Origin of the sequence: Burkholderia diffusa (genome assembly GCF_902499115.1) — a bacterium.
GTDB classification, from domain to species: domain Bacteria; phylum Pseudomonadota; class Gammaproteobacteria; order Burkholderiales; family Burkholderiaceae; genus Burkholderia; species Burkholderia diffusa.
In genome coordinates this window covers 181,765-206,687 of record NZ_CABVPN010000003.1, presented here as the reverse complement: position 1 = coordinate 206,687, position 24,923 = coordinate 181,765, and the positions used below count along the sequence as shown (strand labels likewise).

Annotated in this window: 18 protein-coding genes; 5 read left to right on the top strand and 13 right to left on the bottom strand. The window is 62.6% G+C overall.

All coding sequences use genetic code 11. The features are described from left to right. Positions 1-402: 402 nt before the first annotated feature. On the top strand, positions 403-1,617 hold the full coding sequence (locus tag BTE28158_RS04470) for a lytic transglycosylase domain-containing protein (protein WP_124903650.1): 1,215 nt from the start codon (positions 403-405) through the stop codon (positions 1,615-1,617). A gap of 21 nt (positions 1,618-1,638) precedes the next feature. On the opposite strand, the gene BTE28158_RS04465 is transcribed toward BTE28158_RS04470, so the two are convergent. Further along, positions 1,639-1,974: a hypothetical protein gene (locus tag BTE28158_RS04465; RefSeq protein ID WP_124626607.1), complete on the bottom strand. Its 336-nt coding sequence runs from the start codon at positions 1,972-1,974 to the stop codon at positions 1,639-1,641. A gap of 279 nt (positions 1,975-2,253) precedes the next feature. Next, positions 2,254-3,000: a MipA/OmpV family protein gene (locus BTE28158_RS04460; protein ID WP_059606431.1), complete on the bottom strand. Its 747-nt coding sequence runs from the start codon at positions 2,998-3,000 to the stop codon at positions 2,254-2,256. Between the two features lie 246 nt (positions 3,001-3,246). On the opposite strand from BTE28158_RS04460, the gene BTE28158_RS04455 reads away from it, so the two are divergent. Next, the gene (locus BTE28158_RS04455) at positions 3,247-3,972 is read left to right on the top strand and encodes a response regulator (protein WP_124903648.1); all 726 of its coding nucleotides are present in this window, start codon (positions 3,247-3,249) and stop codon (positions 3,970-3,972) included. Beyond that, entirely contained in the window at positions 3,973-5,343 is a 1,371-nt protein-coding gene (locus tag BTE28158_RS04450) for an ATP-binding protein (RefSeq protein WP_151047805.1), read from the top strand. Positions 5,344-5,368: 25 nt separating this feature from the next. Here BTE28158_RS04450 and BTE28158_RS04445 read toward each other — a convergent pair whose 3' ends face one another. The 4 genes from BTE28158_RS04445 to BTE28158_RS32775 form a co-directional block, all read right to left on the bottom strand. Continuing rightward, positions 5,369-5,806, bottom strand: coding sequence for a nuclear transport factor 2 family protein (locus BTE28158_RS04445; protein ID WP_059606426.1), 438 nt, complete (start codon positions 5,804-5,806; stop codon positions 5,369-5,371). 91 nt (positions 5,807-5,897) lie between these two features. Further along, complete coding sequence (locus BTE28158_RS04440; protein WP_151047808.1) at positions 5,898-6,878, bottom strand: NADPH:quinone oxidoreductase family protein; 981 nt, start codon at positions 6,876-6,878, stop codon at positions 5,898-5,900. A gap of 126 nt (positions 6,879-7,004) precedes the next feature. Continuing rightward, positions 7,005-8,834, bottom strand: coding sequence for an acyl-CoA dehydrogenase (locus BTE28158_RS04435; RefSeq protein WP_151047857.1), 1,830 nt, complete (start codon positions 8,832-8,834; stop codon positions 7,005-7,007). 758 nt (positions 8,835-9,592) lie between these two features. Beyond that, on the bottom strand, positions 9,593-9,922 hold the full coding sequence (locus tag BTE28158_RS32775) for a hypothetical protein (protein WP_275404615.1): 330 nt from the start codon (positions 9,920-9,922) through the stop codon (positions 9,593-9,595). A gap of 134 nt (positions 9,923-10,056) precedes the next feature. Between BTE28158_RS32775 and BTE28158_RS04430 the strand changes: the two genes are divergently transcribed. Further along, positions 10,057-10,461 (top strand): hypothetical protein, encoded by a 405-nt coding sequence (locus tag BTE28158_RS04430; RefSeq protein ID WP_170296381.1) that lies wholly within the window; start codon positions 10,057-10,059, stop codon positions 10,459-10,461. 6 nt (positions 10,462-10,467) lie between these two features. Here BTE28158_RS04430 and BTE28158_RS04425 read toward each other — a convergent pair whose 3' ends face one another. After that, entirely contained in the window at positions 10,468-10,767 is a 300-nt protein-coding gene (locus tag BTE28158_RS04425; RefSeq protein ID WP_151047813.1) for a hypothetical protein, read from the bottom strand. A 12-nt stretch (positions 10,768-10,779) separates the two neighbouring features. After that, entirely contained in the window at positions 10,780-11,982 is a 1,203-nt protein-coding gene (locus tag BTE28158_RS04420) for an HNH endonuclease family protein (protein WP_275404616.1), read from the bottom strand. 126 nt (positions 11,983-12,108) lie between these two features. Here BTE28158_RS04420 and BTE28158_RS04415 point away from each other — a divergent pair, with 126 nt between their 5' ends. Continuing rightward, positions 12,109-12,453, top strand: coding sequence for a hypothetical protein (locus BTE28158_RS04415; RefSeq protein WP_151047815.1), 345 nt, complete (start codon positions 12,109-12,111; stop codon positions 12,451-12,453). A gap of 171 nt (positions 12,454-12,624) precedes the next feature. On the opposite strand, the gene BTE28158_RS04410 is transcribed toward BTE28158_RS04415, so the two are convergent. The 5 genes from BTE28158_RS04410 to BTE28158_RS04390 all read right to left on the bottom strand — a co-directional run bounded on the left by BTE28158_RS04410 (position 12,625) and on the right by BTE28158_RS04390 (position 24,647). Continuing rightward, positions 12,625-14,376, bottom strand: a complete 1,752-nt coding sequence (locus BTE28158_RS04410) for a ShlB/FhaC/HecB family hemolysin secretion/activation protein (protein WP_151047858.1) — start codon at positions 14,374-14,376, stop codon at positions 12,625-12,627. A gap of 30 nt (positions 14,377-14,406) precedes the next feature. Further along, the gene (locus BTE28158_RS04405) at positions 14,407-14,817 is read right to left on the bottom strand and encodes a hypothetical protein (protein WP_151047817.1); all 411 of its coding nucleotides are present in this window, start codon (positions 14,815-14,817) and stop codon (positions 14,407-14,409) included. A gap of 62 nt (positions 14,818-14,879) precedes the next feature. Next, positions 14,880-15,203 (bottom strand): DUF6572 domain-containing protein, encoded by a 324-nt coding sequence (locus tag BTE28158_RS04400; protein WP_151047819.1) that lies wholly within the window; start codon positions 15,201-15,203, stop codon positions 14,880-14,882. A gap of 19 nt (positions 15,204-15,222) precedes the next feature. Next, positions 15,223-15,609, bottom strand: coding sequence for a barstar family protein (locus BTE28158_RS04395; RefSeq protein WP_082729036.1), 387 nt, complete (start codon positions 15,607-15,609; stop codon positions 15,223-15,225). Positions 15,610-15,614: 5 nt separating this feature from the next. Beyond that, positions 15,615-24,647 (bottom strand): hemagglutinin repeat-containing protein, encoded by a 9,033-nt coding sequence (locus tag BTE28158_RS04390; protein WP_151047825.1) that lies wholly within the window; start codon positions 24,645-24,647, stop codon positions 15,615-15,617. Positions 24,648-24,923: the final 276 nt, after the last annotated feature.

The window sequence follows — 24,923 nt, the reverse complement described above, 5'->3', positions numbered from 1 at the left end:
TTGCGCGGCATCGCGTGGCCGGTCGATCGGTACCGAATCGGGGATCGAGAAATCACCGACACGGCGGCTGCGGCCGCCGTCGTCGCTTCTACGGCCCGCGCAGCGCCGGATGCGCCTCTCGTCTCCGCTTCGCTGCGCCATTCACTGCCGCCTCCGCGGCGCATCTGACGCGTGGCGTCAGTATTGCGACTGCGCGCGCCTGCCGGCATGCGCACGATTGCAGTCTTTTTTACCGATTCCGTCCTGCCGCGCGTCGATACCGGCGCCAACGAAAATGCGCGACACATGCGCCGGCAAATGCAAAGGAAAGTTTGACGCGAGCCATTTGACTGCGCGCTATGGCACACTTCGCGTCTGCGTAATTTCCTTGCACCGGGCGGCCGGATTCCGCCCCATCCTGCCATGCCGCGTCAGACTGCCCGTTCGATCAGCCACGCCACGCCGAAGATCGCCGCGACGATCGCGCTGTCGTGCGCGCTGCACGGATTCGCGCGTGCCGACTGCCTCGACGACGCGGCCACGTTCCAGAAGGTGAGTGTGAGCCTGCTGCGCGGCATCGCGCAGGTCGAATCGGGAATGAACCCGAATGCCGTCAACACCAACACGAACGGCACCGTCGACATCGGGCTGATGCAGATCAACAGCACGTGGCTGCCGACGCTCGCGCGCGAAGGCATCTCGCGGGAAAGCCTGTTCGATGCGTGCACCAACGCGTACGTCGGCGCGTGGATCCTGTCGCAGAACATCCGCCAGCTCGGCGCCAACTGGAACGCGATCGGCGCGTACAACGCCGCGTCGCCCGACAAGCGCCTCGCGTATGCCCGCAAGGTCTATGATGCAATCCGGACCATGCCGGATTCGCCGGATACTCCCATGCCCATCCTGCCACCCTCTTTCACGCCGCCGCAGCAGGTGCAGGCGTACAACCCGTTCGCGAGCCTGAGCGTGTCGGCACCGCCGGTCGCGCGTGCCCGCACGCTCGCGCCGGCCGCCCCGCCGCCGCAGCCGCAAGGCGGGCCCGCCGGCCCGGCCGGCACGTACAACTTCGGCTGGACGGTCACGGGTGCCGACCAGGCCAAGCCGACCCAGGTGTTCGACGACGGCGCGCGAATCTACGTGCAATTCAGCGACATGAAACACGTGCCGGCGATCTTCACCGAGACGTCGTCGGGCCGCGTGCTGATGTCGTGGGAGCTGCAGTTCCCGTATGCCGTTCTGACGCGTCCCGCGCAAACGTTAATCTTCCAGCTCGGGCCGTTCGAGGCGCGCGCGCAGCGCGGTGCGGCAGGGGCGACTGCGCAGGCAGGGGCTGGGGCGGGAGCGGCAGCGGGAACGCCGCGTTCAGGCGCGACGGCGGCAACGGCTGCCGCGGCGCCGACGGTGAAGCACACTGCCAATGCGCTCTGGTATATCGATACGGCGTCGACGTCAGGATCGGCGGCGACCTCGAGTACGGCAAATACCTCGACGGCATCGACCACGTCGCAGACGCCCGCGACGTGGCCCACCGCCGTGACGTCGAACACGCCGCCCCCCGTCGCGACACCTCAGGCGCCGGCCGCGACGAAGCCGGCTGCACGCGTCAGCACCGACGCGCTCTGGTATATCTCGAAGTAACGCACGCACCGCCCAGCCACATCACCCGCGCCGCACCCAGATCACCTTGCCGTCGCGAATGCCAAGGTCGCGGCGCTCCGGGCGATAGTCCATCGTGCCCGGCAACGACTGGCCGTCGCGCTCGAGCACGCGCCACAGGCAGCCGTCGAGCAGCGCGGCCGCCTCGCCCTCCGTCTTGCCGATCAGCGCATCGTCCGGCGCGGCGTCCGCCTTGCATGCGTTCACGGCGCCCGACGGAGCCGGGTTCGTCACTGCGCCGCCGGCGGTGGCGTTGCGGTGTTTCGTGTTCATATCCGCACATCCTGCGAAGGTTGCGCTCGCAACGAGTGCCACGAGCATCGCGATCGTTCTCTTCATCGGTATCTCCCAGTCGCGGCCCGGCGATTCACGTGCGGCATGCGTGCAAGGCCGGGTATCGCTTGCGTGATCGGCGCCGCGCGCCGCCGGCCCTATCCTGACGGATGGCAGCCGGCGAATGGCGGCGATGCACAACGCGGTCGAGCCGTTCAGGCGCACCGGCGTCGCAGGCCCGGCGCGACGCCGGACCCGCCCGCATGTTACCGCACGCGGTTCGCGGCGACGGCCGTTCAGGCGCACCGGCGCGTCATGTCCGGCACGCGCGCGCCGGCCACCCGTTCAAAACCTGTAGGTCGCGCCGGCCATCCCGTAGTAGTTGCTGCGCGACTGGACGATCGGGCTGTCGCCATAGCGCCCGAGCAGGCGCGTCACGCCGCCCGTCGCGACGACCGACCAGTGCCGCGACAGGTTCCAGTGCCACGCGACCGACATCGTCGCGCTGTCGATCCCGCCGCTCGTCGAATATGGCCGGAAGCGGCTCGCCATCGACTGCGCGTCGGTCACACCGTAGAACGTCTGCGTGTAGCGTCCGGTCCCGGCATGCACGCTGCCCGTCACGACGATCTCGTGCCGCGCGGTCTTGAACACCGGCACCGCGAGGTCGACATGCCCCGACACGCCGCGCGACGTATGCGTCACCGGGGTGTCGACCGACACGCTCAGCTCCGCCGCATCGAACAGCGTCAGCCCTGCCCGCACGCCGACGAGCACCGAGCCGGGAATCCGGCCCATCCCCTTCAGGTAGTCGGAACCGGGCAGGTCGAAGCGGTTCTCGTCCGCGCGGCCCGCGTCGTAGCTCACCGCCGCCGACACGAACGCGCCGTGCGGGAGGTCCAGCCGATAGCCGGCGCCCGCGGTGCTGTCGATGAAGAAGCCGTTGCCGAACTTCGCGGAAAACCCCGGCGCGACGACGCCGCGATACTGGTTGCTCCCCTGGTAGCGCGGCGCGAACCCGCCGCCGAGCGAAAGCGAATACTGGTTTTCCGCATGGGCGGCGGCGGCAAGGGTCAGGCCGGCAAGCGGCACGCAATAACGGGAGCGGCGAAGGGTTGGGCGCACAATATTGAATTAAGAGTGACGGAGCCCGAAGTCTAGGTGCCGCCGTGCGCCGGGACTGTCCGGAATCTGCGGGGAATCTGTGCTCAATTGTGTTCGATTGTTCGCGATTGTCGCCTTGCTGCCCAGGCCGCCGGAACGCCGGATAGAATTCGCGTGCCGCGCCGCGCGCCCGCCTGCCGGGATGCGGGACGACGCGCGCGCATCGAGGAGACCATGTACGACAATCCGCTCAAATACCGTGTACTGCTGATCGAGGACGACGACCGCCTCGCGCAGCTCGTGCGCGAATACCTCGACAACTACGAATTCGCGGTGACGGTCGTGCGACGCGGCGACCTGGCGGTCGCGGCGGTGCGCGAACACCAGCCCGCGCTCGTGATCCTCGACCTGATGCTGCCGAACCTCGACGGGATGGAAGTGTGCCGGCGCATTCGCGCATTCACCAACGTCCCGGTGCTGATTCTCACCGCGCGCGCGGACGTCTACGATCAGGTCGCGGGCCTCGAAACCGGCGCCGACGACTACGTGACGAAGCCGATCGAGCCGCGGGTGCTGGTGGCGCGCGCCCGCGCGCTGCTGCGCCGCGCGCAGCCGGCCGCGACGGACAGGCCCGCTACCGCGCCCGAAGCGCTGGTATTCGGAGAACTGACGATCTCGCCGCCGAACCGCACCGTCACATGGCGCGGCGATCCTGTCGACCTGAAGACGGCCGAGTTCAACCTGCTGCTGATCCTCGCGCGCGCGGCCGGCACCGTGCTGAGCCGCGACGACATCCTGAAGCAGTTGCGCGGGATCGAGTTCGACGGGCTCGACCGCTCGGTCGATTCCGGCATCTCGAAGCTGCGCCGCCGCTTCGAGGATGCGTCGTCGGAGCCGCACAAGATCAAGACGATCTGGGGCCGCGGCTACCTGTTCAGCCCTTCCGCGTGGGACGAATAAATGCTGCGCCCGTTGATCAGGCTGTACCTCATCGTGATCCTGTGCGTCGCCGGATCGATCGCATTCATCCAGTTCTCGTTCGACCGGATCTTCTATGATCGCGTCGCGCAGGCGCAGCGCGATTCGCTGACGACCTACGCGTTCGTGCTGAACGATTATCTGGAGCGTCATCCGGGCGCGCAGCGCATGCTCGCGCTGCGCGAACTCGCGAAGCACGGGAACGAAGGATTCGGCTTCATGACGATGGCCGACGCCCGCGCGCAGTTGAGCGGCACACCGCTGCGCGATCTCGACGCGGGCCGGATCGCGATCAGCTACGACGCCAAGGATTACTACATGCCGCTCGCGGACGGGTCCGTGCTGCATGCGCGCCCGACCGAGGCGGCCGATCTCGACATCAAGATCTACGCGTACCTGCTGCTCGCGCTCGCCGCGCTGTTCGCCGTGGTGCTGTGGATCTCGTATCACTGGCGCGACCTGCGCAAGCTGCAGGCCGCCGCGCACGCGTTCGGCGCGGGCAAGCTGTCGACGCGCGTGAAGCTGTCCGGGCGATCGAACATCTACGAGCTGTCGCAGCAGTTCAACGACATGGCCGAGCGGATCGAGGCGTCGATCAAGCAGCAGCGCGAAATGATGCATGGCATCTCGCATGAGCTGAAGACGCCGCTCGCGCGCCTCGAATTCGGGCTCGCGCTGCTCGCCGAATCCGACGAGAGCGGGCGGATGCGCGAACGCCGCGACGAACTTCGACGCGACGTGCGCGAACTCGACGGTCTCGTGACCGAGCTGCTGACGATCGGGCGGCTCGAACAAGGCGCAAGCGAGCTCGCGCCGATGGACGTCGTCGTCGATGCGCTGATCGACAGCGTGGCCGGCAACGTCGCGAACGACGTCGCCGACCGCGGCCTCACGCTCGGCGTGTCGACGAGCGGCGCCCCTGCATCGCACGTGTGCGATCCGAAGCTCGTCGCACGCGCGCTGCTGAACCTGATCCGCAACGGCGCGCGTTATGCGTCGCGCACCGTCCTGCTGTCCGCGACGCACGATGCGTCCGGCGCGCTGGTGCTGAGCGTCGACGACGACGGTCCCGGCATTCCGGTCGCCGAACGCGCGCGCGTATTCGAACCGTTCCAGCGGCTCGATTCGAGCCGCGACCGGCAGACCGGCGGATTCGGGCTCGGGCTCGCGATCGTGCGACGCGTCGCGCTCGTGCACGGCGGCGACGTGCGGCTCGAGGATTCGCCGCTCGGCGGCGCACGCTTCGTGATTACTCTACCGCCGCGGGCGTTGCCGGACTTCCTCGGCGACGCACCGGAAAATACGGCACGTGGCCTAGCCGGCCGCGCATCGTCCATTTCACTGGGCCAATGAATGCAAGCGGGGCGTCGTCGCCCCCTCACCCGCCGCTCCTGAACGCCGGCAGCTGCTGCCCGAGCCGCGCGCCCATCTCCGCGCCGAGCGCCTGCAGCGCGTTGAACGGACGGATCATCACCTCGAATTCGACGATCCGTCCGTCGGCGTCGAAGCGGATCATGTCGATCCCCTTCAGCCGCTTGTCGCCGACCGTCGCACTGAATTCCAGCACGACGCTCGTGCCGTCGTCGTCGGCGAACGCGCGGTGATATTCGAAGTTCTCGAGGATCGTGAGCACCGTGCGCAGCGCGAGCAACAGTGCGGGCGCCGGCCCGTACGGCTTGAACGCCATCGGCGAACGGAACACGGCATCCGGATGGACGATCGTGTCGAGCGCGCTGAAATCCTTGCGCGCGAGCATCGCGTGCCACGCAGCAAGCGAGGCCGCGACGGCAGGCTGCAGATTCGACAGGGATTGCATGGTCAGCGACTCCGGTAACGTTACACGAAAGAACCTCGATCGAAGGCGATGCCCGGTCGGGCCACCGCCGCGTGAACCGGCACCGGCGTGATCACGCGTCCGGCAGGATCACGACCTTGCCCTTGACCTGCCGGTTCGCCATGCGCGCAATGGCGTCGGCCGCACCCGCGAGCGGCACGCGCTCGGTGATCGCGGGCCGCACCTTGCCGGCCGCGAACCATTGCGCGAGCTGGCGCATGTTCGCCGCATGCTGCGCCGGGTCGCGCCGCACCGCATCGCCCCAGAACACGCCCAGGATGTCGCGCTCCTTGAGCAGTGCAAGGTTCAGCGCGATCTTCGGAATTTCGCCGGCCGCGAAACCGACCACGAGGAACCGGCCGCGCCACGCGGTCGCCCGCAGCGCGGCCTCGCTGTACGCGCCGCCGACCGGATCGTAGACGACGTCCGCGCCGCGTCCGCCGGTCAGTTCGTCGACGCGGCGCCGCAGGTCCTCGGTCGCATAGTCGATCGTGTCGTCGGCGCCGGCTTCGCGGCATAGCGCCAGTTTGTCCGCGCTCGACGCGGCCGCGATCACGCGCGCGCCCAGCGCCTTCGCGATCTCGATCGCGGCGAGCCCGACACCGCCGCCCGCGCCCAGCACCAGCAGCGTCTCGCCCTGCTGCAGGCGCGCGCGCTGCTGCAGCGCATGCAGCGACGTGCCATACGCCAGCACGAGCGCCGCGCCCTGCTCGAACGTCATCCCCGGCGGCAGCGCCGCGATCTGGTGCACGTCGGCCACGCACTGCGCGGCGAAGCCGCCGTGGCCGGCGAACGCGACCACCTCGTCGCCCGGCCGCCAGGCGCTCACGCCGTCGCCGACCGCGTCGATCACGCCGGCGAATTCGGCGCCGGGCGAGAACGGCAATGCCGGCTTCACCTGATACAGCCCCTGAACGATCAGCGCATCGGGGAAATTGAGCGACGCCGCCTTCACGCGAATCCGCACCTGACCAGCGGCCGGTTCGGGAATCGCGACGTCCTCGATACGCAAGCGGTCGATCGGGCCGAATGCGGTACACAACAGCGCTTTCATGCTCTCCATTCTCCTTGCGCGACATCGCCGCGCATCGATACGGCAGCGGGACGCGCCCGCGCGACCGGCGCGCGGCACAGGCCAGGCGGCCCGCACCGCGACACCTTCATCCGTGCGGCGCGACGCTCAGAACCACGCGTCGCGCATGTCGAGCGTCGTCGTATCGACGCTCGCCAGCAGGTCGAGCTGCGCATCCACCTTCGGCAGTTCCCAGCGAAAGAAGTATCGCGCGGCGGCTCGCTTGCCGTCGTGAAAATCGTCATCGCGTCCGCGCGCGGCGAGCGTCACGTCGAGCCACAGCCACGCGACGACCAGATGGCCGAACGCCTCCAGATAGACGCTCGCATTCGCGAGCCGCACTTGTGGATCACCAAGCGCGGCCAATGCGCGCGTGACGTCGACTAGCCGTGCCCAGCGCGGCGCCAGCGCATCGGCATGCACGCGCGTATCGCCATCCGCCGCCCGCGCACGTTCGAGCGTCGTTTCGATACGTGCATCGAGCGTACGCAGCAGCGCGCCGTCGTCCTGACCGACCTTGCGGCCCAGCAGGTCGAGCGCCTGGATGCCGTGCGTGCCTTCGTGGATCGGGTTCAGGCGGTTGTCGCGATAGAGCCGCTCGACCGGATAGTCGCGCGTATAGCCATATCCGCCGTGCACCTGGATCGCGAGATCGTTGGCGGCGAGACACCACTGCGACGGCCAGCTTTTCGCGATCGGCGTCAGGATGTCGAGCAGGCGCGCGGCCTCGGCGCGCACCGCCGCATCGCCGTGCGCGCGCGCTTCGTCGACGAGCCGCGCGCAGTACAGGATCAGCGCGAGCCCGCCTTCGACGTACGCCTTCTGCGCGAGCAGCATGCGCCGCACGTCCGGGTGCGCGACGATCGGCATCTGCGGCGCCGCCGCGTCCTTGCCGGCCGGTCCGAGCGGACGCCCCTGCGGCCGGTTGCGCGCATAGTCGAGCGCATGCAGGTAACCGGTGTAGCCGAGCGCCACCGCACCCGCGCCGACGCCGATGCGCGCCTCGTTCATCATGTGGAACATGTAAGCGAGGCCGTGATTGGGCTCGCCGACCAGATAGCCGATCGCACCGGCGCGCCCCTGCGGACGATGGCGCGTGCCTTCGCCGAAGTTAAGCAGGCAGTTCGTCGTGCCGCGATAGCCCATCTTGTGATTCAGGCCCGCAAGCACCACGTCGTTGTGCTCGCCGTGAGCGGCGCCGTCCTCGGCCGGCAGATACCTGGGGACGATGAACAGCGAGATGCCGCGCGTGCCGGGCAGCAGCCGCCCTTGTTCGTCGGGAATCTTCGCGAGCACGAGGTGAACGATGTTCTCCGCCAGTTCGTGCTCGCCACCCGAAATCCACATCTTGTTGCCGGTGATCCGGTAGCGCGGGCCGAGCGGCGACGCGCGCTCGAAGTCGGCACGCGTGACGATGTCCGACAGCGACGAACCGGCCTGCGGCTCGGATAGGCACATCGTGCCGAAGAAGCGCCCTTCCAGCTCGGGACGCGCGAACGCGTCGATCTGCGCGGGGCTGCCGTGCGCGAGCAGCAGGTTCGCGTTCGCGACGGTGAGGAACGGATACGCGGCGGTCGCGATGTTCGCGGCCTGGAAGAACAGGAACGATGCGGCTTCGATGAGTTTCGGCAGCCGCATCCCGCCGAATGCTTCGTCCTGGCCCGCGGCGATCAGGCCGGCGTCGGCGAAGGCACGCACCGCCGGCTCGACCTCGGGAATCAGCGTCACGCGCTCGCCGTCGAACTGCGGCTCCTCGCGGTCGCCGCGCGCCGCATGCGGCGCGAACAGGTCCGCCGCGATCCGCTCGCTGGTGTCGAGCACCGCATCGAACGTCTCGCGGCTGTGCTCCGCATAGCGCGGCAGCGCGGCGAGCGCATCCGCATCGAGCCAGTCATACAGCAGGAACGCGAGATCGCGTCGCGACATCAGCAGGCTCATCGCGACGCCCTCCACGCGGCCCGCACGCCCCGCTCGGTCCGCGGGTGCTCGATCGATGCGCTCCATCACGTCTGTCTCCTGTCGGGCGACGCGCCGGCGCGCCCGTTGGCGCCGGTTGCCGGAACCGGATGATTAGGTCGGTGACTGCAAATGCTGGCGGGAATTTAGCACGGTCGTTCTAAAACAACAATGGCGAGTCACCCCGACGGCGAACCGAGGCGATGGCGGCGTGCGAAGGTCGGTCGATGCGGGGCTGTCTCGGCAATTGATCCTTCGAAGCGCAACGCTTTTGCAGCCTTCCAATTGCTTGCCGAATCCGGATTCGGCCTCGGGAAAGACAGGAACCTGAACAAGATGATGGCAATTCGCATCGCCGTGCGCGCACGACATCGACGCTGAGACGCCGAATCCGCCGGTGCCATATGCCCCCCCAACGCTCGCACTCTTCGATTCGTTCGTACTGCGTGGGCCTTGCTGCGACTTGTATCCTGCCCCCCACCTCCGCAATCACCTTGTTGGCGTTCGCGCGGGCAGCGGCGGCCTGGTCGCTCGGAGACGGCGCCTGTTGTGCTTGCGCAGCAAGCGTGATCAGAGTAGTGATTGGTAAAACCGCCAGCCGATTGGTAAAACCGCCAGCCGTCTGGTCTTTTTCATTTGCTTATTTTTAATTAACGGGAATAAGCAGCAAAAATTCCCCGTTATCGATATAACGCTGACCATCAATTCGCATCAACGCCTCACTATGATCGATATTTAAATCAATTCCCCGAAACTCCGAGCCGCGCGTCCTGCCGCAACTTCTCAACCAGTTGATTCCAGACACCCTCGTATAAGAGAAATGATCCCTCATCCTGAGAAGCGGTTCTAGCCCGCATCACAGCCGTCAGAAAAATTGACAGCTCGTTAGAATTCAACGATTCCGTTGAGATAAAGCTCATCCCTCCTTCTTCCATAGGAAGATAAACCTCATCCTTAACCCAAATGTCAGACAAGCCAAACTGATCACCGATTCTGCTAACCAAATAGTCGAACTGACTCGTACTCACCGGAACGCGAACGTCTTTAGAAATAACTATCGATCCCGCCATTTTCGCCTCACTTGACTAGAATGATCTTCGCCTGCATTTTTTTGCGGAACATTACCAATCACCTTGATAAGCAAGATTTTATTCACCTCACTCAAAAACCTAGAAGTAAGCGGCACAAAATCTGCAGAAGTCGCTTGAGCCGAGAAAGCATTCATGAAGTGATCGACGTGGGCGGTTTCGCACACGCCATCGCCACTCTGAAATCCCAAAATTTGACGGGAGATCAGTCACGAAATTCGATCTCGGACCGTATTGCAGCGCCAATTCTCGAATATTCTTCGCAAGAGACGCTCTTTCAGCATCCGTCATTTTTTGCAATTCGCTACCAATTTGCTGCAGCAACTCTATGGACGCATCCAGATCTACGATACCCTCCCCGGAATATTCCAAAAATATCGAAACGTCAACAATTAATTTTGCGAAACGAACATTTTTCATCTAACGAAATCTACATCAATAGCACCCCAAAAATTACCCCCTCTTTCACTCTCACTATCTTCAACCCATGGATTGAGCGAATGATCAATCTCACCGAATAAGAGGAATCAATTTCGAGTTTCGGCAACCTCCCATCGAGAATCGATCGAAGCTCTCCAGGCATGCCAACCAATTGGAAGGGTTGCCAATTCAAGCACCGACGAATCAAGATCAGTAATGTTTTTCAAACTTACCACAGATGCATCGCCTTCCCCCAATGGCTCAGTGCGATTTGTATGGAATTGCCACATTCCGTCATCGCGGTCGTGAGAAACGTATGCAATCCAGTCTTGTCGGCTCACGATTCTCTTGTCAGCGATAACAGCTACGTTTTGCGGATCAGAAAACGGCCATTCCTTTTTTTCCATGATCAAAAACCCTTATTTAGGCGGCTTATTCGATTTGTCTCGATTCTGCTCCCGAGACAAAACTTGCGCATTACTATAGCTATTGGTCCCCGCTGGTGCATTCGAATCTGCCGGATTCTTTGCCACAATGTGGTCAATTTGAACCTCATTGGGAGGCGGAGTAACCCCCTTTTGACTTTTACTCGCAGGCACCAACAGTGTCCCATCCAGATCAGACCTCAATTCGCCACCATTGTTAGCAATGTTCTGTTCAATGATGTTTTTCTTCTGCGTTGCCGTGAAATTTTTCCCTGGCCCCACACTTGAGGAATCGGTAAGGTTCGAATATGGGCCATTCCCAGTTGCACCGTTCGCATTAGCATTGGCGTCACCCCCACCATTATTCGACAAGATTGCTTTGGACGGCGCGCCTCGCGAACCCGTCAACGAAGCGTTCGCAGCCTGTTCCATAGAGGAATTTACCAGTACTGTACCTGGACCGGCCATCGGCGGCTCGCCGCCTTTCGAACCCAGGACCGTGTTGGCCCCATTCGCTATGCTCTGAGAAATCAACTGGGCCGGCGACTGCGAAATCTTATCCTGCGCGTCCCGCTTCATCAGCGTACTGAACTGGCTCGCAGCCCAATCGATCGCCTTACCAATTGCGTCACTCACGGGGTTTCGTAGCCCGGCCGCAGCTCCGAATGTGCCAAAGGTGGCCGCCAATGCCTGATTGATCTGCCCCTGAAGCCCGGCCGCCTTCGCTTGCGCATCCTTGTTGTTGGCGTCGTTACCTGCGTTGTAAAGCTGGACGTTTGACGCCATCGCGGCGCCCGCGCTACCGCCAACCAGTGCGCCACCAACCGTTGCTGCGACGTTCGCAGCGATATTGCCGACAAGCGACGAGCCGGTCGTATCGCCGACCGATTTACTGATCCTCTCAGCTTGGTTCGCCAGCAATGACGACATGCCGGCTCCCGCTGCACCACCAATCGCCGTGAGCGCGCTACCGCCACCGAGTCCGCCGATCAGCGCACCGCCCCCCATCTGCAGTTCCGCGCGCGACGCACCGCCTTCCATCCAGCCCTTGGCTTCGTTCAACTCCGCCTGTGCACCCGCCAAATCACCAGCCTTGTAGGCTTTGTCGGCCGCGTCCAATGCTGCGTCGCGCTTGTGGTCGGCATACAGACCGATCGCCTGCGAAACCGTCTGCCCGACCGCCTGCGCCGCGTTCATCGTGTCGGCCTGCTGAGATAGCGTTTTCTGAACGTCGGGAGTCTTCGAAAAGGGCTGCGGCTTTGGCGTCAATACAAAGCAGGGACAACAACTCTTGAAGAGCTGCGATCAGGAGTCGGACGCTTAATGGCGAAATATCGATCGAACGAGAAATCCGCTCGTGGAATGTTCAAAGGCGACGGCTTCAACGTCATGACCCTTGTGAAGTCGCTAGAGGACAAGATTCCCGAGATTGCGAAGGTTTACGACAACCTATCGAGCTATGTCCACGGTGGATTCGAGGAGCAGATGCTTACGCGAAAAATATCATGGCTTTCAGATATGAAACGCGATCCGAATCCGATCATGGAGTCGTATGAGGTTTTCGCAAAAAAACTCCGGGAGGTAGCCTTCGATGATTTTTCGGAACTCCTGCGAATCACCAAACCGCTGCGAGAGCGCTACGACGCGAGGCACAAGCGCGAGGCATAACAATCCACGGAAGCCGGCGATACCGCTCCACACTCTCAGCGTCGCCGCCCAGCTCATCGCTTCGCGGTCGCAGCAGTCCAACGCGAACGTTAGGCGCAGCGGTTCGCCGTTGTCGCAACGAAACTCGAAGCCGTCAGAACACGAGCGTTGATGCGCCTTGGCTCATTGTCTTCAGAACTGAGCAGTCACCTGAAAACCGAGCGTCACGCGCGCGGTTGGAAAACCGGACGGCTTGTAGACAGGTGTACCCGCGAAGAGATCGTAGCCGTATCCGCCGAACCGAGTCGTGACACTGCCCTTGACGCCAATCACTGCACCGGCGAGCTGCGTGCCAACCAAGGCAACCGGCTCCGGCCCCCAGACCCGACCGTAGTCGAGACCAGCATAGGCCGATAGCCCGGTCTGCGCGATGGGAACCTGCAATTCGTTGCGCCAGTAGAGCCCGCGCGATCCCGCCAGCAGCGTTTCACCGTCGAATCCCCGCACGGTATAACGACTGCCGATCGTGACGCTATCGAGGTATGAAACCGTATTGCCGGTGTACTGACCATGAAAGGTCGTCACATATTTGAACGGCTGCGTACCGATGACGAACGGTGTCGACAGATTCGCATCGAGCACGACCATCTTGAATCTGTAAGTCTGTCCACCCTCCGCCGCGAACATGCTGTCGGTCGAGCCAAGCCAGCCGAGCCCCTGACGATAGGCAAGCGAGCCATCGAACTGCGACGAGCCGAAATAGTGCCGGTCGTTCAGCCCGAATTCGAGAAAGGTCGCGTTCTGATGTGACGACGGTATCGTCGTGCCTTCGATATAGCTGTCGCCGAAACGGCGCGTCAGGCGAACCTGTGCACCGAACACATCGTTCCGGCTGCGCGCCAACACACGATTGAGCCTGAAGTCGACCGTCTTCATGTTGCCGCTCGCAACGAACGTCTGGTTCACGGCCGCGAGTGGTTGAAAGTACGTACTGGTATAGGCCGAGAGAGTGCCGGTCCAATAACCCCAAGGAACCGAGTAGAACGCGTTCCAGCCGTGCGAGCCGAAGCGCTTGTCGCCGAATTCCAGATCCTGGTTGAAGCCTACGTTGAAGATGTCATTGAGACCCAGCGGGTTGTCGATGCCAAGCGACACATTGCCTTGCAGTTTGCCGGTCGCGCGCGTACCGGAATTGTCGATGGACGCAACAACGGTCCATGGTTTGCTGCGCTTCACGTCGAGCACGACGTCGCTTTCGCCGGGCGTATCTCCGGGTGCAATCCTCATTGACACATCCTGACTTGAGACGCGCTTCATCTGCTCAAGCCCTTGCTCAATGTCGCGCAGGTTCAACACTTCGCCGTCGCGCGTCGGGAACGCGGTCTTCCACGTACCGCGCAACTTCTCGTCCTCGAAACGCACGTGCCGGATGACGCCCGGAATCAGGGCAAGCTTCAATGTGCCGGTAGACAAATCCTGTTCGGGCACGAGTACGCGGGTCGTGATATAGCCGCGTGCGAGGATGGCCTGCGACACCCCTTTGACGATCAGGTCGACGCCTTGCTTACCGACGCATTGGCCGGCGTAGTAAGCGAGCCAGTCGCGGGCAAAGGCGAAGCGATCCATCGGCAAGGCGGATGCGCCTTGCGCCTTTGACGCAGCCGGTAACGAGTCGGGCACGTCGAGCGCGAAACGATCGATTCGAAAGCACGGTGTTTCGGTCGGCAGTACCGGATAGGCTTCCGGGCGCGGCACGTCCGAACGCACGCCCGGCGTTTGCACGGTGGCGTCGCGCTGCTGCGCGTCACGGCGCTGCTGCACTTGCTGGATTTGCTCGGCGTTCGCGCGAGCGGCGGCGGCCTGGTCGTTCGGAGTGGGGGCCTGTTGTGCCCGTGCTACGAACGGAATGAAGACGAAAAGTGACCAAAACGCAAACCTCCTCATAATTTCCCTTTTAAGATTGGTCACTTCTGGTCAGGAATATTTTTGACTAACTTCAACCAGCAATTTTTCCCTGAACTCATCAGGAGAAAATTCATGCCCGGACCATAGATATCCCGCATCGTCGTAAATTATTCCGCCCGTCACCAACGAGATTGCAGAAACAACAATAGCCGAAAACAATTCATCCCCTCGACTCTCGATCGAGCATGCGTAGGGGCAATCGTTAGCGATTCGCTGCCCCGGCGGCCATTCTATTACGTTGATCCAACACCATTCGTCTTCTCGCTGCCCCTGGGCGTACAGGGCTTTGCTGGAATTTCCGTAATTTCTCGACGTAATGATTGGGCGTGACCTCCCAAGCTCCATAAAATAAATTTCGATGCACCTCGCCAATTGATCATCTTTGAGACGCTCTTTCATATTTATCAAGGAATTCTTCATTTGCGTCCTCCGGGTGGAGCGGCGATCGCAGCCTTTGTCAAATCAACCCAGCGACTCCAAGCTCACCCAACTTGACATGACAAATCAAATCCCGCCTCACGAATAACCGCTTTCGCCTTCTCAAAAAAGTCGAGTGCGGCCGGCGACAGCGGATATTTTGCAAGCAATTCAATCTCGCACTGACAACCACGCGCATTTGGGAAGTGCTGATATAATTCGCCACCCTCAATGAATCTCAAATATGTATTGATTTTTTCCTGAAGAAGAAGAAGATGTTCATCTTCTGGCGCCGACCATTCCAAATGATCGGAAATCCCGAGCTTGGCGATTTTCTTGGATGGATCAACGCCAATCAAATCAACAACATTCGTTTCGGTAATGGACATTCAATTCCCCTTTAGCCGGCTACCCCTCACGCAGCAAGCGTTCTACGGTCTCCTTGTCAGATTCGGCAAATACGACCTCGAAGCGATGTGCTTCGTCTGGACGCCAATCGAGAGCTGAGTCGCGCAGCAAACGCAGATATATCTTGAGCTCCGACTGCTGCAACATCGGGAGCTCTGGATGGATCAACACGATGTCGTGTTCGTTTAGCCAACTGAAGTCACGGAAGCAGTCAAACAACGCATCCCAGTTGAAGCCGAAATATGCCGGAAATGCGAGTAAGGACGCGAGCGCCTCAAGCAAGCCGCTCTTCGTTCCAATGGTCGAGGGAAGCATGGCAACGAATGCGTCTTTCGGGCGGTAACCATTTGGTTGTGCCTCGTAACGAAACGGGTTGACGATTGTCATCGCGGTTACCTTTTTACGGGAATGAACGTCTTATAGTGGTCGGGCGTGTAATACACCTCGCCATTTTGCCCGGTCACGATCCGCTGCGGACCAACACCGTTCACCCCAGGTGTCGGAACAACGTATTCCGTGTAGTAGCCTGCTGGCTGCCGCGGCAAAAGCCCTTCGTTATTGCTGAACGTGGTGCTGTCGTTACGTGAAGGATACTTCACGCCAGACGCGATTCGATCTAGCGTCGGCTGAAGATCAACGGTGCCTTGGTAGACGTTTCCGGTAACCCGGTCGGTTACCGTAACGCCATTGATCATGGGTGCAGAGCCGGAGGTGCTGTTTGTGGCCTTCCCCGATGACTTCCCTGCGCCTCCCGTGGCCTTGCCGCCGCTCAACACACCCGCCACGGCCGTGGCCGGCACAGTTGTCAGTCCGTCCTCTTGGCGTTGCGTCAGATTGACTTGGCCGATCATCGCGCGCTCTTTATCCAGCGCCTTCTTAAGCTCCGCGATTTCCTTCTGATCTTCGCCCCGAAGCTTGTCTTCGCTGGCATTGTAAAGCTCGACGTTCGATGCGGCGGCCGCTCCGGCGCTGCCGCCGACCAGTGCGCCACCGACCGTTGCCGCGACGTTCGCAGCGATGTTGCCGACCAGCGACGAGCCGGTCGTATCGCCAACCGATTTGCTAATCTTCTCGGCCTGTCCGGCCAGCAGTGACGACGTGCCGGCTCCCGCTGCGCCGCCGATCGCCGTGAGCGCACTGCCGCCGCCGAGCCCGCCGATCAGCGCACCGCCAGTTGCTTGCAAGCCCGCGCGCGACGCACCTCCCTCATCCCAGCTCTTCGCCTGGTCGATGTATGACTGCATCGCAACGAGGTCGCCGCGCTCGTATGCGGCCTTGGCCGCGTCGATCGCATCCTTGCGCTTGCCATCGGCATACAGCCCGATCCCCTGCGAAATCGTCTGACCGGCCGCCTGCGCCGCGTTCATCGTATCGGCCTGCTGCGACAGCGTTTTCTGAACGTCCGGCGTCTTCGAAACGGTCCCGTTCAGATTCGTCGCATCGCGGTTCAGGTTCGCGAGGTGCTGCGTCTGCTCGCCCGGCTTCGTGATGGTAATCGTGCCTGCGCTCACCGCGCTCTTCGTCGTCGCGCTCTGGTCGCCGCTGTCGTTCTGGAACACCATCGGCGTGACGCCGCCCGAGCCCGATACCGATGACGGGCCAACTGCCTTGTTGCTCGGCCCGACCGATGCGCCCGCGCTGAAGCCCGCGCTGTTCGCGCTGTAGTGCGAGTGGTTCTCGATGTCGCTGGTCGTCAGCGTGCCGGTCGTCAGGCTGTTCTTCGACGGATCGGCCGTGCTGCCGATATACGCACCCTTCAGGTCGGTGTTGCCCTTCACGGTCACGTCGAACCCGCCAGCACCGGCCTGGATGCCCGCCTGTTCGTTCACGCCCGCATAGTTGCCGTCCGCGTGGCCGTTCTGCGCACTGAAACTAGCTCCGCCGCCGGTCTGGCTGATCGTGAAGCCGCCGCCCGCGCTCGACTGATGCGCGGCGCTCACAGTCGTATCCTGAACGCTCGCCACGTTCAGGTTGCCGCCCACATCAGCCACGACCTTGTTCGCGTTCACGTTCGCACCGATCACGTTCGTGTCGCCGCCGCTCACAATGGTCGCCGTCTGGCTCGCGTTGATATGCGTGTTGTTCTGGATCGCCGCGTCCGAATTGCCGTCGCCATGCGCACGCTGCATCGACGCGGACACGCCAATACCGTTCGTACCTATCGACACGCCGACGCTCGATCCCGACGACGAGTTCGAACTCTGCGTCTTGTCCGTATCGGTCGTGTTGACGAGATTGACCCGGTTGTTTGCGACGAGCGCCACGTTGGCCGCGTTCACGTTCGAGCCCGCGATCGTGATGTTGCCATCCTTTGGCGTGCCGTTGCCCGTCGCAATCAGCGACGCGGTTCCGCCCGCATTGACGCTGGAACCCCGCTGAATCGTCTGATCTTCCGACGACTGCATCGAGCTATGGCTCGAACCAACGCTGACCTGCACGCCGATGCTCGGAGCCTGCGGCCCCTTGGCACCGTTCAGAAGCGCTGCGCCGCCCATGCCGCCGAATGCCACGTCGCCGGCCGCCGCGATGCTATGCAGCGCCGACGCGCGGCCGTTGCTGTCCTTCGCTGATTCGCGCGCGGCCTGCGTCTCGCTGATCGCATTGTTGATCGCATCGCCCACCGAGCCCGACAGGCCGACCGTCAGCCCACTCTTGCTCGTCTGTTGCTGTTGCGCTTGATGCGTGGTGTCGGTGGCCGAATCGATCACGATGTTCGCGGCCGTCCCTGTCATGTCCTTGCCCGCGACCAGATCACTGCCTTGGACGTGCAGCGTATTGCCCGCGTGAACCGACAGATTGCCGTCTACCGAACCGACCGTACTGGCGTTGTTGGTCACGCTCGACGATTGATTCTGCTGCGCGAGTTTGCTGTTGCCGACCGAGAACGACAGGCCGCCGCCCGACATCAGGCCCGAGTGCTGTTCCTGATAGGTGGTCGACGACTGGCTGGTGTTCTGCGAAGTCGTCACGTTCACGTCGTGCGCCGCGTTCAGTGTCACGTCGTGTGTACCGACGACCGTACTACCCTGAACGTTGATGTCCTTGCCGCTACCAATCGAGACGCCATCCGCCGAAATCAGGCTGCCGTTCGCCACGGTGCTGGTCGCGTCCTGACTGCTGGCGATTTTCGTGCCGCTCACGACACCGCTACGGCTATGCGTCTCCTGCGAGTTGTACACATGCGTTTCGGTGGCTGCGCCGACATTCACATCGCCGGCGGCCAGCAAGTTCGCATCGCCCTTGTTCAGGTCGATCGTGCTGCCGATGACATTGATGTCCTTGCCCGACACCACATTGAGCGTATCGCCGCCCTTGACGGTCGTGCCCGCCAGCGCCTCGTCCGACCCATGCCGGGTTTCCGCATAGCTGCGATTCCCTTGATCGCCCGAGCTATTGGCGTTGATGGTCGACGTGGTGCTGGCCGCGCCGAAGGTCACGTTGCCCTTGGCCGCGACCGTGCCGCCTTGACCGAAATTGAGTTGTGCGCCTAGCGCCGTCAGGTCGCCGCCGACACCGATGGCCGACTTGCCGCCGACGCTCACGGCGCTGCCCGTTGCGCTGTTGAGGTCCGTATCCGACACTCCGTTCGCACGCTGCACGACCTTGTGTTCACCGGTCTGCTGCGCGCCGAGACTCCAGTTCCCGCCGACATCGGCGTTCAGGTTCCCGCCGACGTTCAGGTTGCCCGCGTTCTGCTGGAAGTCGCCACCGGTTTTGATCGATGCGTCGCCCTTCACGTCCAGGGTCGCGGTGGGGCCAAGCGTCGTCTTGTCGCTCGTCGCGCCGTCGCGGCTCACCTGGTGTGTGGTCTGCGTCGCGGTATCCAGAATCAGCTTGTTGCCCGCGTTCAGGTCGAGGCTACCGGCCTTCACATTGGCCGACGTGAGATCCACGTTGCCCGTCGTGTCGAGCGACATCAGCCCGCCGCTTTGCAGCGCGCCGAATGCGTTGTCGATCTGCTTGCCTTGAAGCGCGAGCGTCGTGTCCGCCTTCACGGTGCCGCTGTTCGTGAAGACCTGCGTGTTCTTCAAATCGATATTGCCGGCCGTGATCAGCGGACCGTTCGCGTTCTGCTGATCGGCCTTCGCAAGATACACGACCGGTACCAATACCTGCTGGCCGCCGACCGTCTCGGTCTGCATGATGATCACGTTGGTCGTGAGCGCGGCCACCTGCTGCGGCGACAAGCTCATGCCGAGCGGCAAGTTCAGCGACTTCGACAATTCAGCCCCCGCCAGCATCAGCGACTGATACATACCCTGAAGGTCCGTATACGGCCCCAATACCGCCTTGCCCGTCAGTTGCGTGACCTGGTTGCGCACGAGCTGCTGCTCGTAGAACCCGTCTCCGAGACGCTTTTCGGTCGTCAGCGGATTCACGCCGATCTGGTTCAGGTAATAGTCGCTCGACAGGAAATTGTTCATTCGAGTGAACGCGGGGTTCGTCTCGATGAGGTATGTCGGGTTCGGGGCAGGATTCGGCCGGTACAGGCCGCCTTGCGGAATCGTCAGGTTGTTCAGCACGTTCACGGCGGTCGCGCTCGCGATCACCGGATCGATCCAGGTGGGCGTACCTCCCTTGATCGCGGCGGCTCCCGACTGCGTGCCGCTCGCGTTGCCGCTCACCGTGCCGATCGTCAGCCCCGGCACGGCCTGACCGGGCAGCAGGCCGAGCGACGGAATGGTCGCGTTGGCCGCCGTGTTGTTCACGCTCACGCCGTTGCCCGAGATCGTGCGGTTCGCACCCCACGTCGAGCGATAGTCGGGCAAGCTGTATTGCCGCACATCGGCCGGCGCGGCTTGCGTATAGCCGCCCGGCCCGCCGACGAAGGGCTTGTCGCCGAACGGCAAGGTCCAGTTGTGTTCCGAGTTGTCGTAGTTGTTGTAGTGGTAGTACCCGGAATACGTGACCGTCACGCCCGGCGCTTGCTGGCCGGTCGCGCCCCAGCCATCCATATCGAGACTCACGGGCTGCTTGATGTTGCCGACCGCCGTCACGCTGCTCCAGTAGTTCTGGAACGTCTTGACCGTCGACGCGTCGAGATCGCCACCGGACGCGATCTGCGCGCCCGGGCTCAGATTCGTCACGGTGTTGGCGACCGCCTTGCCCTCGTAGGTCGTGTACTGATAGCCGCTGTTCCATTGGCCACCGTTCGGCGGTACCGTAAAGACACCGCCCGGCTGCAATTTGAGCGCCGCGATAATCGGCGCGGGATCGTAATCCGGGTAATTCGGATCGTGGAACAAGTTGATCCAGTGCACGTCCTGACCGCTACAGGCCGCGATGTAGTAAGCGGCACACCCCGACATACTGATGCCGAGCTGTTGCAGCAATGCCAGATCGACCTGACTCGTGTTGCCCGAGGTCTGCATCACGCGCCGCGTGTTCGTGACCTTATCGGCGTGCAGTTCCATCGAGCTGCCCGATTGGATCGCCGCCGACGAATTGTTGATCAACGCCGCGTTCGTGTAGTTGCCGTTCGCATCCTTGCCGCCCGCCAAAGCCACTTTGCCGAGCCCGAAGATCGTCGTGGTCGGCATCGAATCGCCCAGCGTCGTGTCGTCGCGGTTTTCGATGTCGTGCGCGAGAATTTCCAGCAGGCCCGACGTGTCCGATGCGCCGATCAACGCGACAGGGCCGAGGTTCGACACCGTGCCGCTGGCCTGAATCGAGACGCTGCCCCCGACCATCGCGCCGTAGTTCGTCAGATCGCCCGAATGCGTGCTGAGCAGACTGCCTGCCGTCATCGCCCCCGTGTTGACGATGTTGCCGGCGTTGACCGTCAGGTTGTTGACCGATTGCAGGTCCGCGCTGTTCGCGAAGGTACCCGGCAACGTGAAGGTCAGGTCGTGACCGATGTTGAACTGCGTCTGTGGCGTGGTCGTGAAGTTGCCTTGCAGGTTGATCGTCGCGTCGTGCGTCGCGCTGTATGCGCCGCCGCCAAGCAGCGTCGAAGCCGCTATCGTCAGGTCGCGAGTCGAGCTGATCGAACCGTTGGCGTTCGAGATCGCGCCCGTCGTCGTGACATCCACGTCGCCGGTCGCGCTTGTAACCTTGCCGGCGACGTTGCCTAATTGCCCGCCGGAATTGTCGACCGTATCGCCTTTGACATGGAGCGATCCGCCCATCAACTGGCCGCCCTGCGTGTTCGAGATCGAACTCGCACCGATCGTCACATCGCCTTGCCCCGTCATTTGCCCCATGCCGGCGACACCGCCCGCATGGCTGTTCACGATCTGGCTGCCGCCCTGCACGTTCATCGCGCCGCTGCCGAAGTCGTGCACAGCGCCATCCGTATTGTCGATCGATGCGGCCTGAATCGACAGCGTGCTGGCGTCACCCGTCTGACCGGCTTCGATGTGCCCTTGCTGGTTCGACAGCGCCCCGTTGCTGATGATCGACAGCGCCGCGTTCGAGCGCATCAGGCCTTGAGCGTTGTTCATCGCCCCGGCGATCGTGGCCGACAAACCCAGTTTGGCGGCGATGACCCCGCTACCATTGTCCAGACTACCGGCCTTCACGATGGCCTGTCCGTTGGTACCGATCGTGCCGCCGATATTTTGCAAGGTCCCCGCGCCATTACCCGGTGCGAGCGTCAGTGTGCCGGTGCCACCATGCGTGATGGTGCCCTTGGAGTTGTCCAGAACGGCCGGTGCGAGCGTCAGGTCCGTGCTGTTGCTCTGGATGACGCCGCCGTTCGAATTGTCGAGCGTGCCGGAAATGGCAAGCGTGGTCGGCCCGCTCTGCCATTGCGAAATGCGGCCGCCCTGGTTCTTCAGGTTCGCGGCTGTCAGTGAGAGCTGATTGCTTTCGATGTCGCCATTCTGGCTGTTGTCCACGAGTCCGGCGACGGTTGCCGTGAGCGTGGGCGAAACGATTTTGCCGCCGAGGTTCGACAGCGAGCCGCTATGAATCGTCGTGGTCGCCGTCTTCGAACCAAGTTCGCCGCCGTCGTTGATCAGTGCAGCGCCTGCAGTCACGTCGACGTTGGCGTTCGACGTGAGCTTGCCGCTTGCATTCGTAATCGAGTCAGCCGCATTGACGCTGAGGCCCGTTTGGCCGGACGCCGAACCGGCCGAGTTATCGATCGTCTTGCCTTGCAGGACGGTTCGGCCGTTGCTGGCAATGGAGCCCGCTTTGTTGCTGAGCGTACCCGAACCGTTGCCGACCGTCAGCGTGCCGGTGCCGACGTGCGTGATCGTGCCGCCGTTGTCGTTGATCAGGACGGCGGGCGCGAGCGACAGATCCGTGCTGCGCGTCTGGATCAGACCGTTGTTCGAGTTGTCGAGCGTGTCGGTAATCGCAACCGTCATCGGGCCGGTGCCGGTCTGCGTGACCGTACCGCCGTGGTTCAGCAGAGTCGAACCGTTCAGCGAGACCGTCGCCGCATTGACCGTGCCTTGGGAGTTGTCCAGCGTCGTGCCGTTCAACACGACGCTTTGGCCTTCAACTCGGCCGTCGGCATTCGCAAAATGATTGCCGGCGTCGACTGTCGCGGCCTGCCCGGCGTGCAGAATACCGTTGCCGTTGTCGACGCTCCGACCGATCACGTGCAGGTTCGCGTCGGCCGACATCGAGCCGCTGTTCGTAACCGTGTTGCCCTGTACGGTCACTTCACCCTTGCCGCCGATGACGCCGCCCGGATCGCCGCTCACGTTCGCGCCGGCCGCGTTCGTGAGTGCGCCGGTTGCCGTCACCGACAGGCCGTCTGCGTTCAAGGAGATCAGCCGACCGGCGCTATTGTCGATCGATGCGCCAGCAATCGTTTGCTTGCCCGCGCTCTGAATCAGCCCGGCATTGTTCTGGATCGCACTCCCGCGAACGTCGGCCGTGCTTTGGGAACTCAGCATGCCGTTTTGGTTCGACACGGTGCTGGCCATCTGTACCGACAGCGGGCCTTGCGAATTGGCGCGACCGCCCTGATTCGACAGGTTGCCGCCGCCAAGCGTCATGCCCGCGCCGCTGGACAGATTGCCCCGGTCGTTGATAACCGTGCCGCTCGCTTGCGCGTTCACAGCGCCCTTGGCGCTGGCGGTCGAGCCAGTCAGGTTCACGTCGCCCGCCGTCGCTGTCAACGCGAGGTTGCCGTTGGCAGCCGTCGCACTGTTCGACAGATCGACGCCGCTACCGGCGAAGGTCGCGTTGCCGGCCGCGCTGTTAGTCCCCGTTGCGGTCAACTGACCGCTGCTCGTGACACTCAGATCGCCACTCGAGCCGACCGTGCTGTCGGCATTGATGCCTGCGCCGAGGGTGCCCGTCGAGTTGAGACTGCCGACGTTGGCGGTCAGGTTCTGTTGGGCGGTCAACGCACCGCTGTTGGTCAGGTCCGCACCGGTGTTGACCGTGACCGACTGTTTGCCATACGTGACGCCGCTGTTCTGAATGCCTCCCGAGGCCGACAGCGACATATTGCCGGCCGCATTGGTCTGCCCCGACAGCACGAGGCGGCCGTTCGCTTGCAGCGTCAGATCACCCGCCTGTGCCGCGATGTCGCCCGCGTTCGCAACACCGACGCCATTCTCGGAACTAACGAGAAACACCCTATTCGCGTACATGCCGCCGAGTTGACTGACATCGATCGCGATGGTGGGCGCGGGGCCATTGCCCGCAATCGGCGTGGCGTTCAGGGTGTTGTAGTCGACCTGGTTCGATCCAGCCACCACGTTCAGGGTCTTCGCGTAAGCCTTCGCGTTGATCTGTACGGCGCGGGCCAACAAATCCACCTGATCGACATTGGCCGTGTCGAGCCCCGCGCCGACAACCGAAATCAAGCCCTGGTTGACGTTGAAACCCGTGAGCGAGCCGTCAGGCCCGAAGTTCGGATTGCCGGTTGTCAGTGTGGCTCGGCTCGTATTCAGGAAACCGCCACCATCGACAACCAAACCGGCCTGATTCGCGATCACGAGTTGCGCCGACGCGCCGCCGATTTCGACTTTGCCGCGAATAAAGCTCGGGTTGTTGCTGTTGACCTGGTTGACGATCAGACGCGCCGCATCGCCGGCCTGGAAATTGGGGTTCCCGCCGATAATGCCGCCCAGTTGAGTCTGGACGTTAATCGGGGAGTTGTTGAGAATGATCCCGGGCTTGGGTACATCGAACTGGTTGTACGTGTTCATCGACACGCCCGACGAGCCGGGGCGGTTGATGTTCACCTGTTGAAGTCCGTTCTGTGTCTGGATCACGGACGGGGCGTGTGCGCCGCCCGCAACAACCTGGGCATTGGCCCATATCGGCACCACGCCGGCCGCAACCAGTACCGCGAGTGCCACATGACGAAGCGCGAATCTTGCGAATGCGCGCGGCGAACGAATGGCGAAACCGATTTCGCCCCGCCCTGCGTTACCTGATGCACTCGCGGTTTCTTCCACCGCAATCAACATACCCCGCACGCGGCTGAATACCAGCCGATAATGGTTTTTGTTCATGGTCTTGGTCTACTCGCGATTCGTCTGATCCGCTCTCACGGCCTTCGAACATCGCACGGAATCTAATCGAACAGCGTCAACAAGTGTCAAGCGTTGCCAGGAATCGACGAATTGTGAAATTCGAATAACCTCATCGCCCCCACCCAGCAGTGGGTCCGTCGATCGGCACTCTCGATCTCGCGACCGGACAACGTATTCAACTAGTCGAAAATATCAACGATATTAGCTACAGCAATCGGCGGAATGTTACCCCACCTCTCATCTCAAAAATCCCTG

Excerpts from the sequence above, each read along its gene's own strand:
- BTE28158_RS04440 (WP_151047808.1), bottom strand. The coding sequence starts at position 6,878 with ATGAAAGCGCTGTTGTGTACCGCATTCGGCCCGATCGACCGCTTGCGT.
- BTE28158_RS04470 (WP_124903650.1), top strand. The coding sequence starts at position 403 with ATGCCGCGTCAGACTGCCCGTTCGATCAGCCACGCCACGCCGAAGATC.
- BTE28158_RS04400 (WP_151047819.1), bottom strand. The coding sequence starts at position 15,203 with ATGTCCATTACCGAAACGAATGTTGTTGATTTGATTGGCGTTGATCCA.
- BTE28158_RS04395 (WP_082729036.1), bottom strand. The coding sequence starts at position 15,609 with ATGACAATCGTCAACCCGTTTCGTTACGAGGCACAACCAAATGGTTAC.
- BTE28158_RS04390 (WP_151047825.1), bottom strand. The coding sequence starts at position 24,647 with ATGAACAAAAACCATTATCGGCTGGTATTCAGCCGCGTGCGGGGTATG.
- BTE28158_RS04445 (WP_059606426.1), bottom strand. The coding sequence starts at position 5,806 with ATGCAATCCCTGTCGAATCTGCAGCCTGCCGTCGCGGCCTCGCTTGCT.
- BTE28158_RS04415 (WP_151047815.1), top strand. The coding sequence starts at position 12,109 with ATGGCGAAATATCGATCGAACGAGAAATCCGCTCGTGGAATGTTCAAA.
- BTE28158_RS32775 (WP_275404615.1), bottom strand. The coding sequence starts at position 9,922 with ATGGCGGGATCGATAGTTATTTCTAAAGACGTTCGCGTTCCGGTGAGT.
- BTE28158_RS04405 (WP_151047817.1), bottom strand. The coding sequence starts at position 14,817 with ATGAAGAATTCCTTGATAAATATGAAAGAGCGTCTCAAAGATGATCAA.
- BTE28158_RS04410 (WP_151047858.1), bottom strand. The coding sequence starts at position 14,376 with ATGAGGAGGTTTGCGTTTTGGTCACTTTTCGTCTTCATTCCGTTCGTA.
- BTE28158_RS04435 (WP_151047857.1), bottom strand. The coding sequence starts at position 8,834 with ATGAGCCTGCTGATGTCGCGACGCGATCTCGCGTTCCTGCTGTATGAC.
- BTE28158_RS04450 (WP_151047805.1), top strand. The coding sequence starts at position 3,973 with ATGCTGCGCCCGTTGATCAGGCTGTACCTCATCGTGATCCTGTGCGTC.
- BTE28158_RS04455 (WP_124903648.1), top strand. The coding sequence starts at position 3,247 with ATGTACGACAATCCGCTCAAATACCGTGTACTGCTGATCGAGGACGAC.
- BTE28158_RS04420 (WP_275404616.1), bottom strand. The coding sequence starts at position 11,982 with ATGAACGCGGCGCAGGCGGTCGGGCAGACGGTTTCGCAGGCGATCGGT.
- BTE28158_RS04425 (WP_151047813.1), bottom strand. The coding sequence starts at position 10,767 with ATGGAAAAAAAGGAATGGCCGTTTTCTGATCCGCAAAACGTAGCTGTT.
- BTE28158_RS04465 (WP_124626607.1), bottom strand. The coding sequence starts at position 1,974 with ATGAAGAGAACGATCGCGATGCTCGTGGCACTCGTTGCGAGCGCAACC.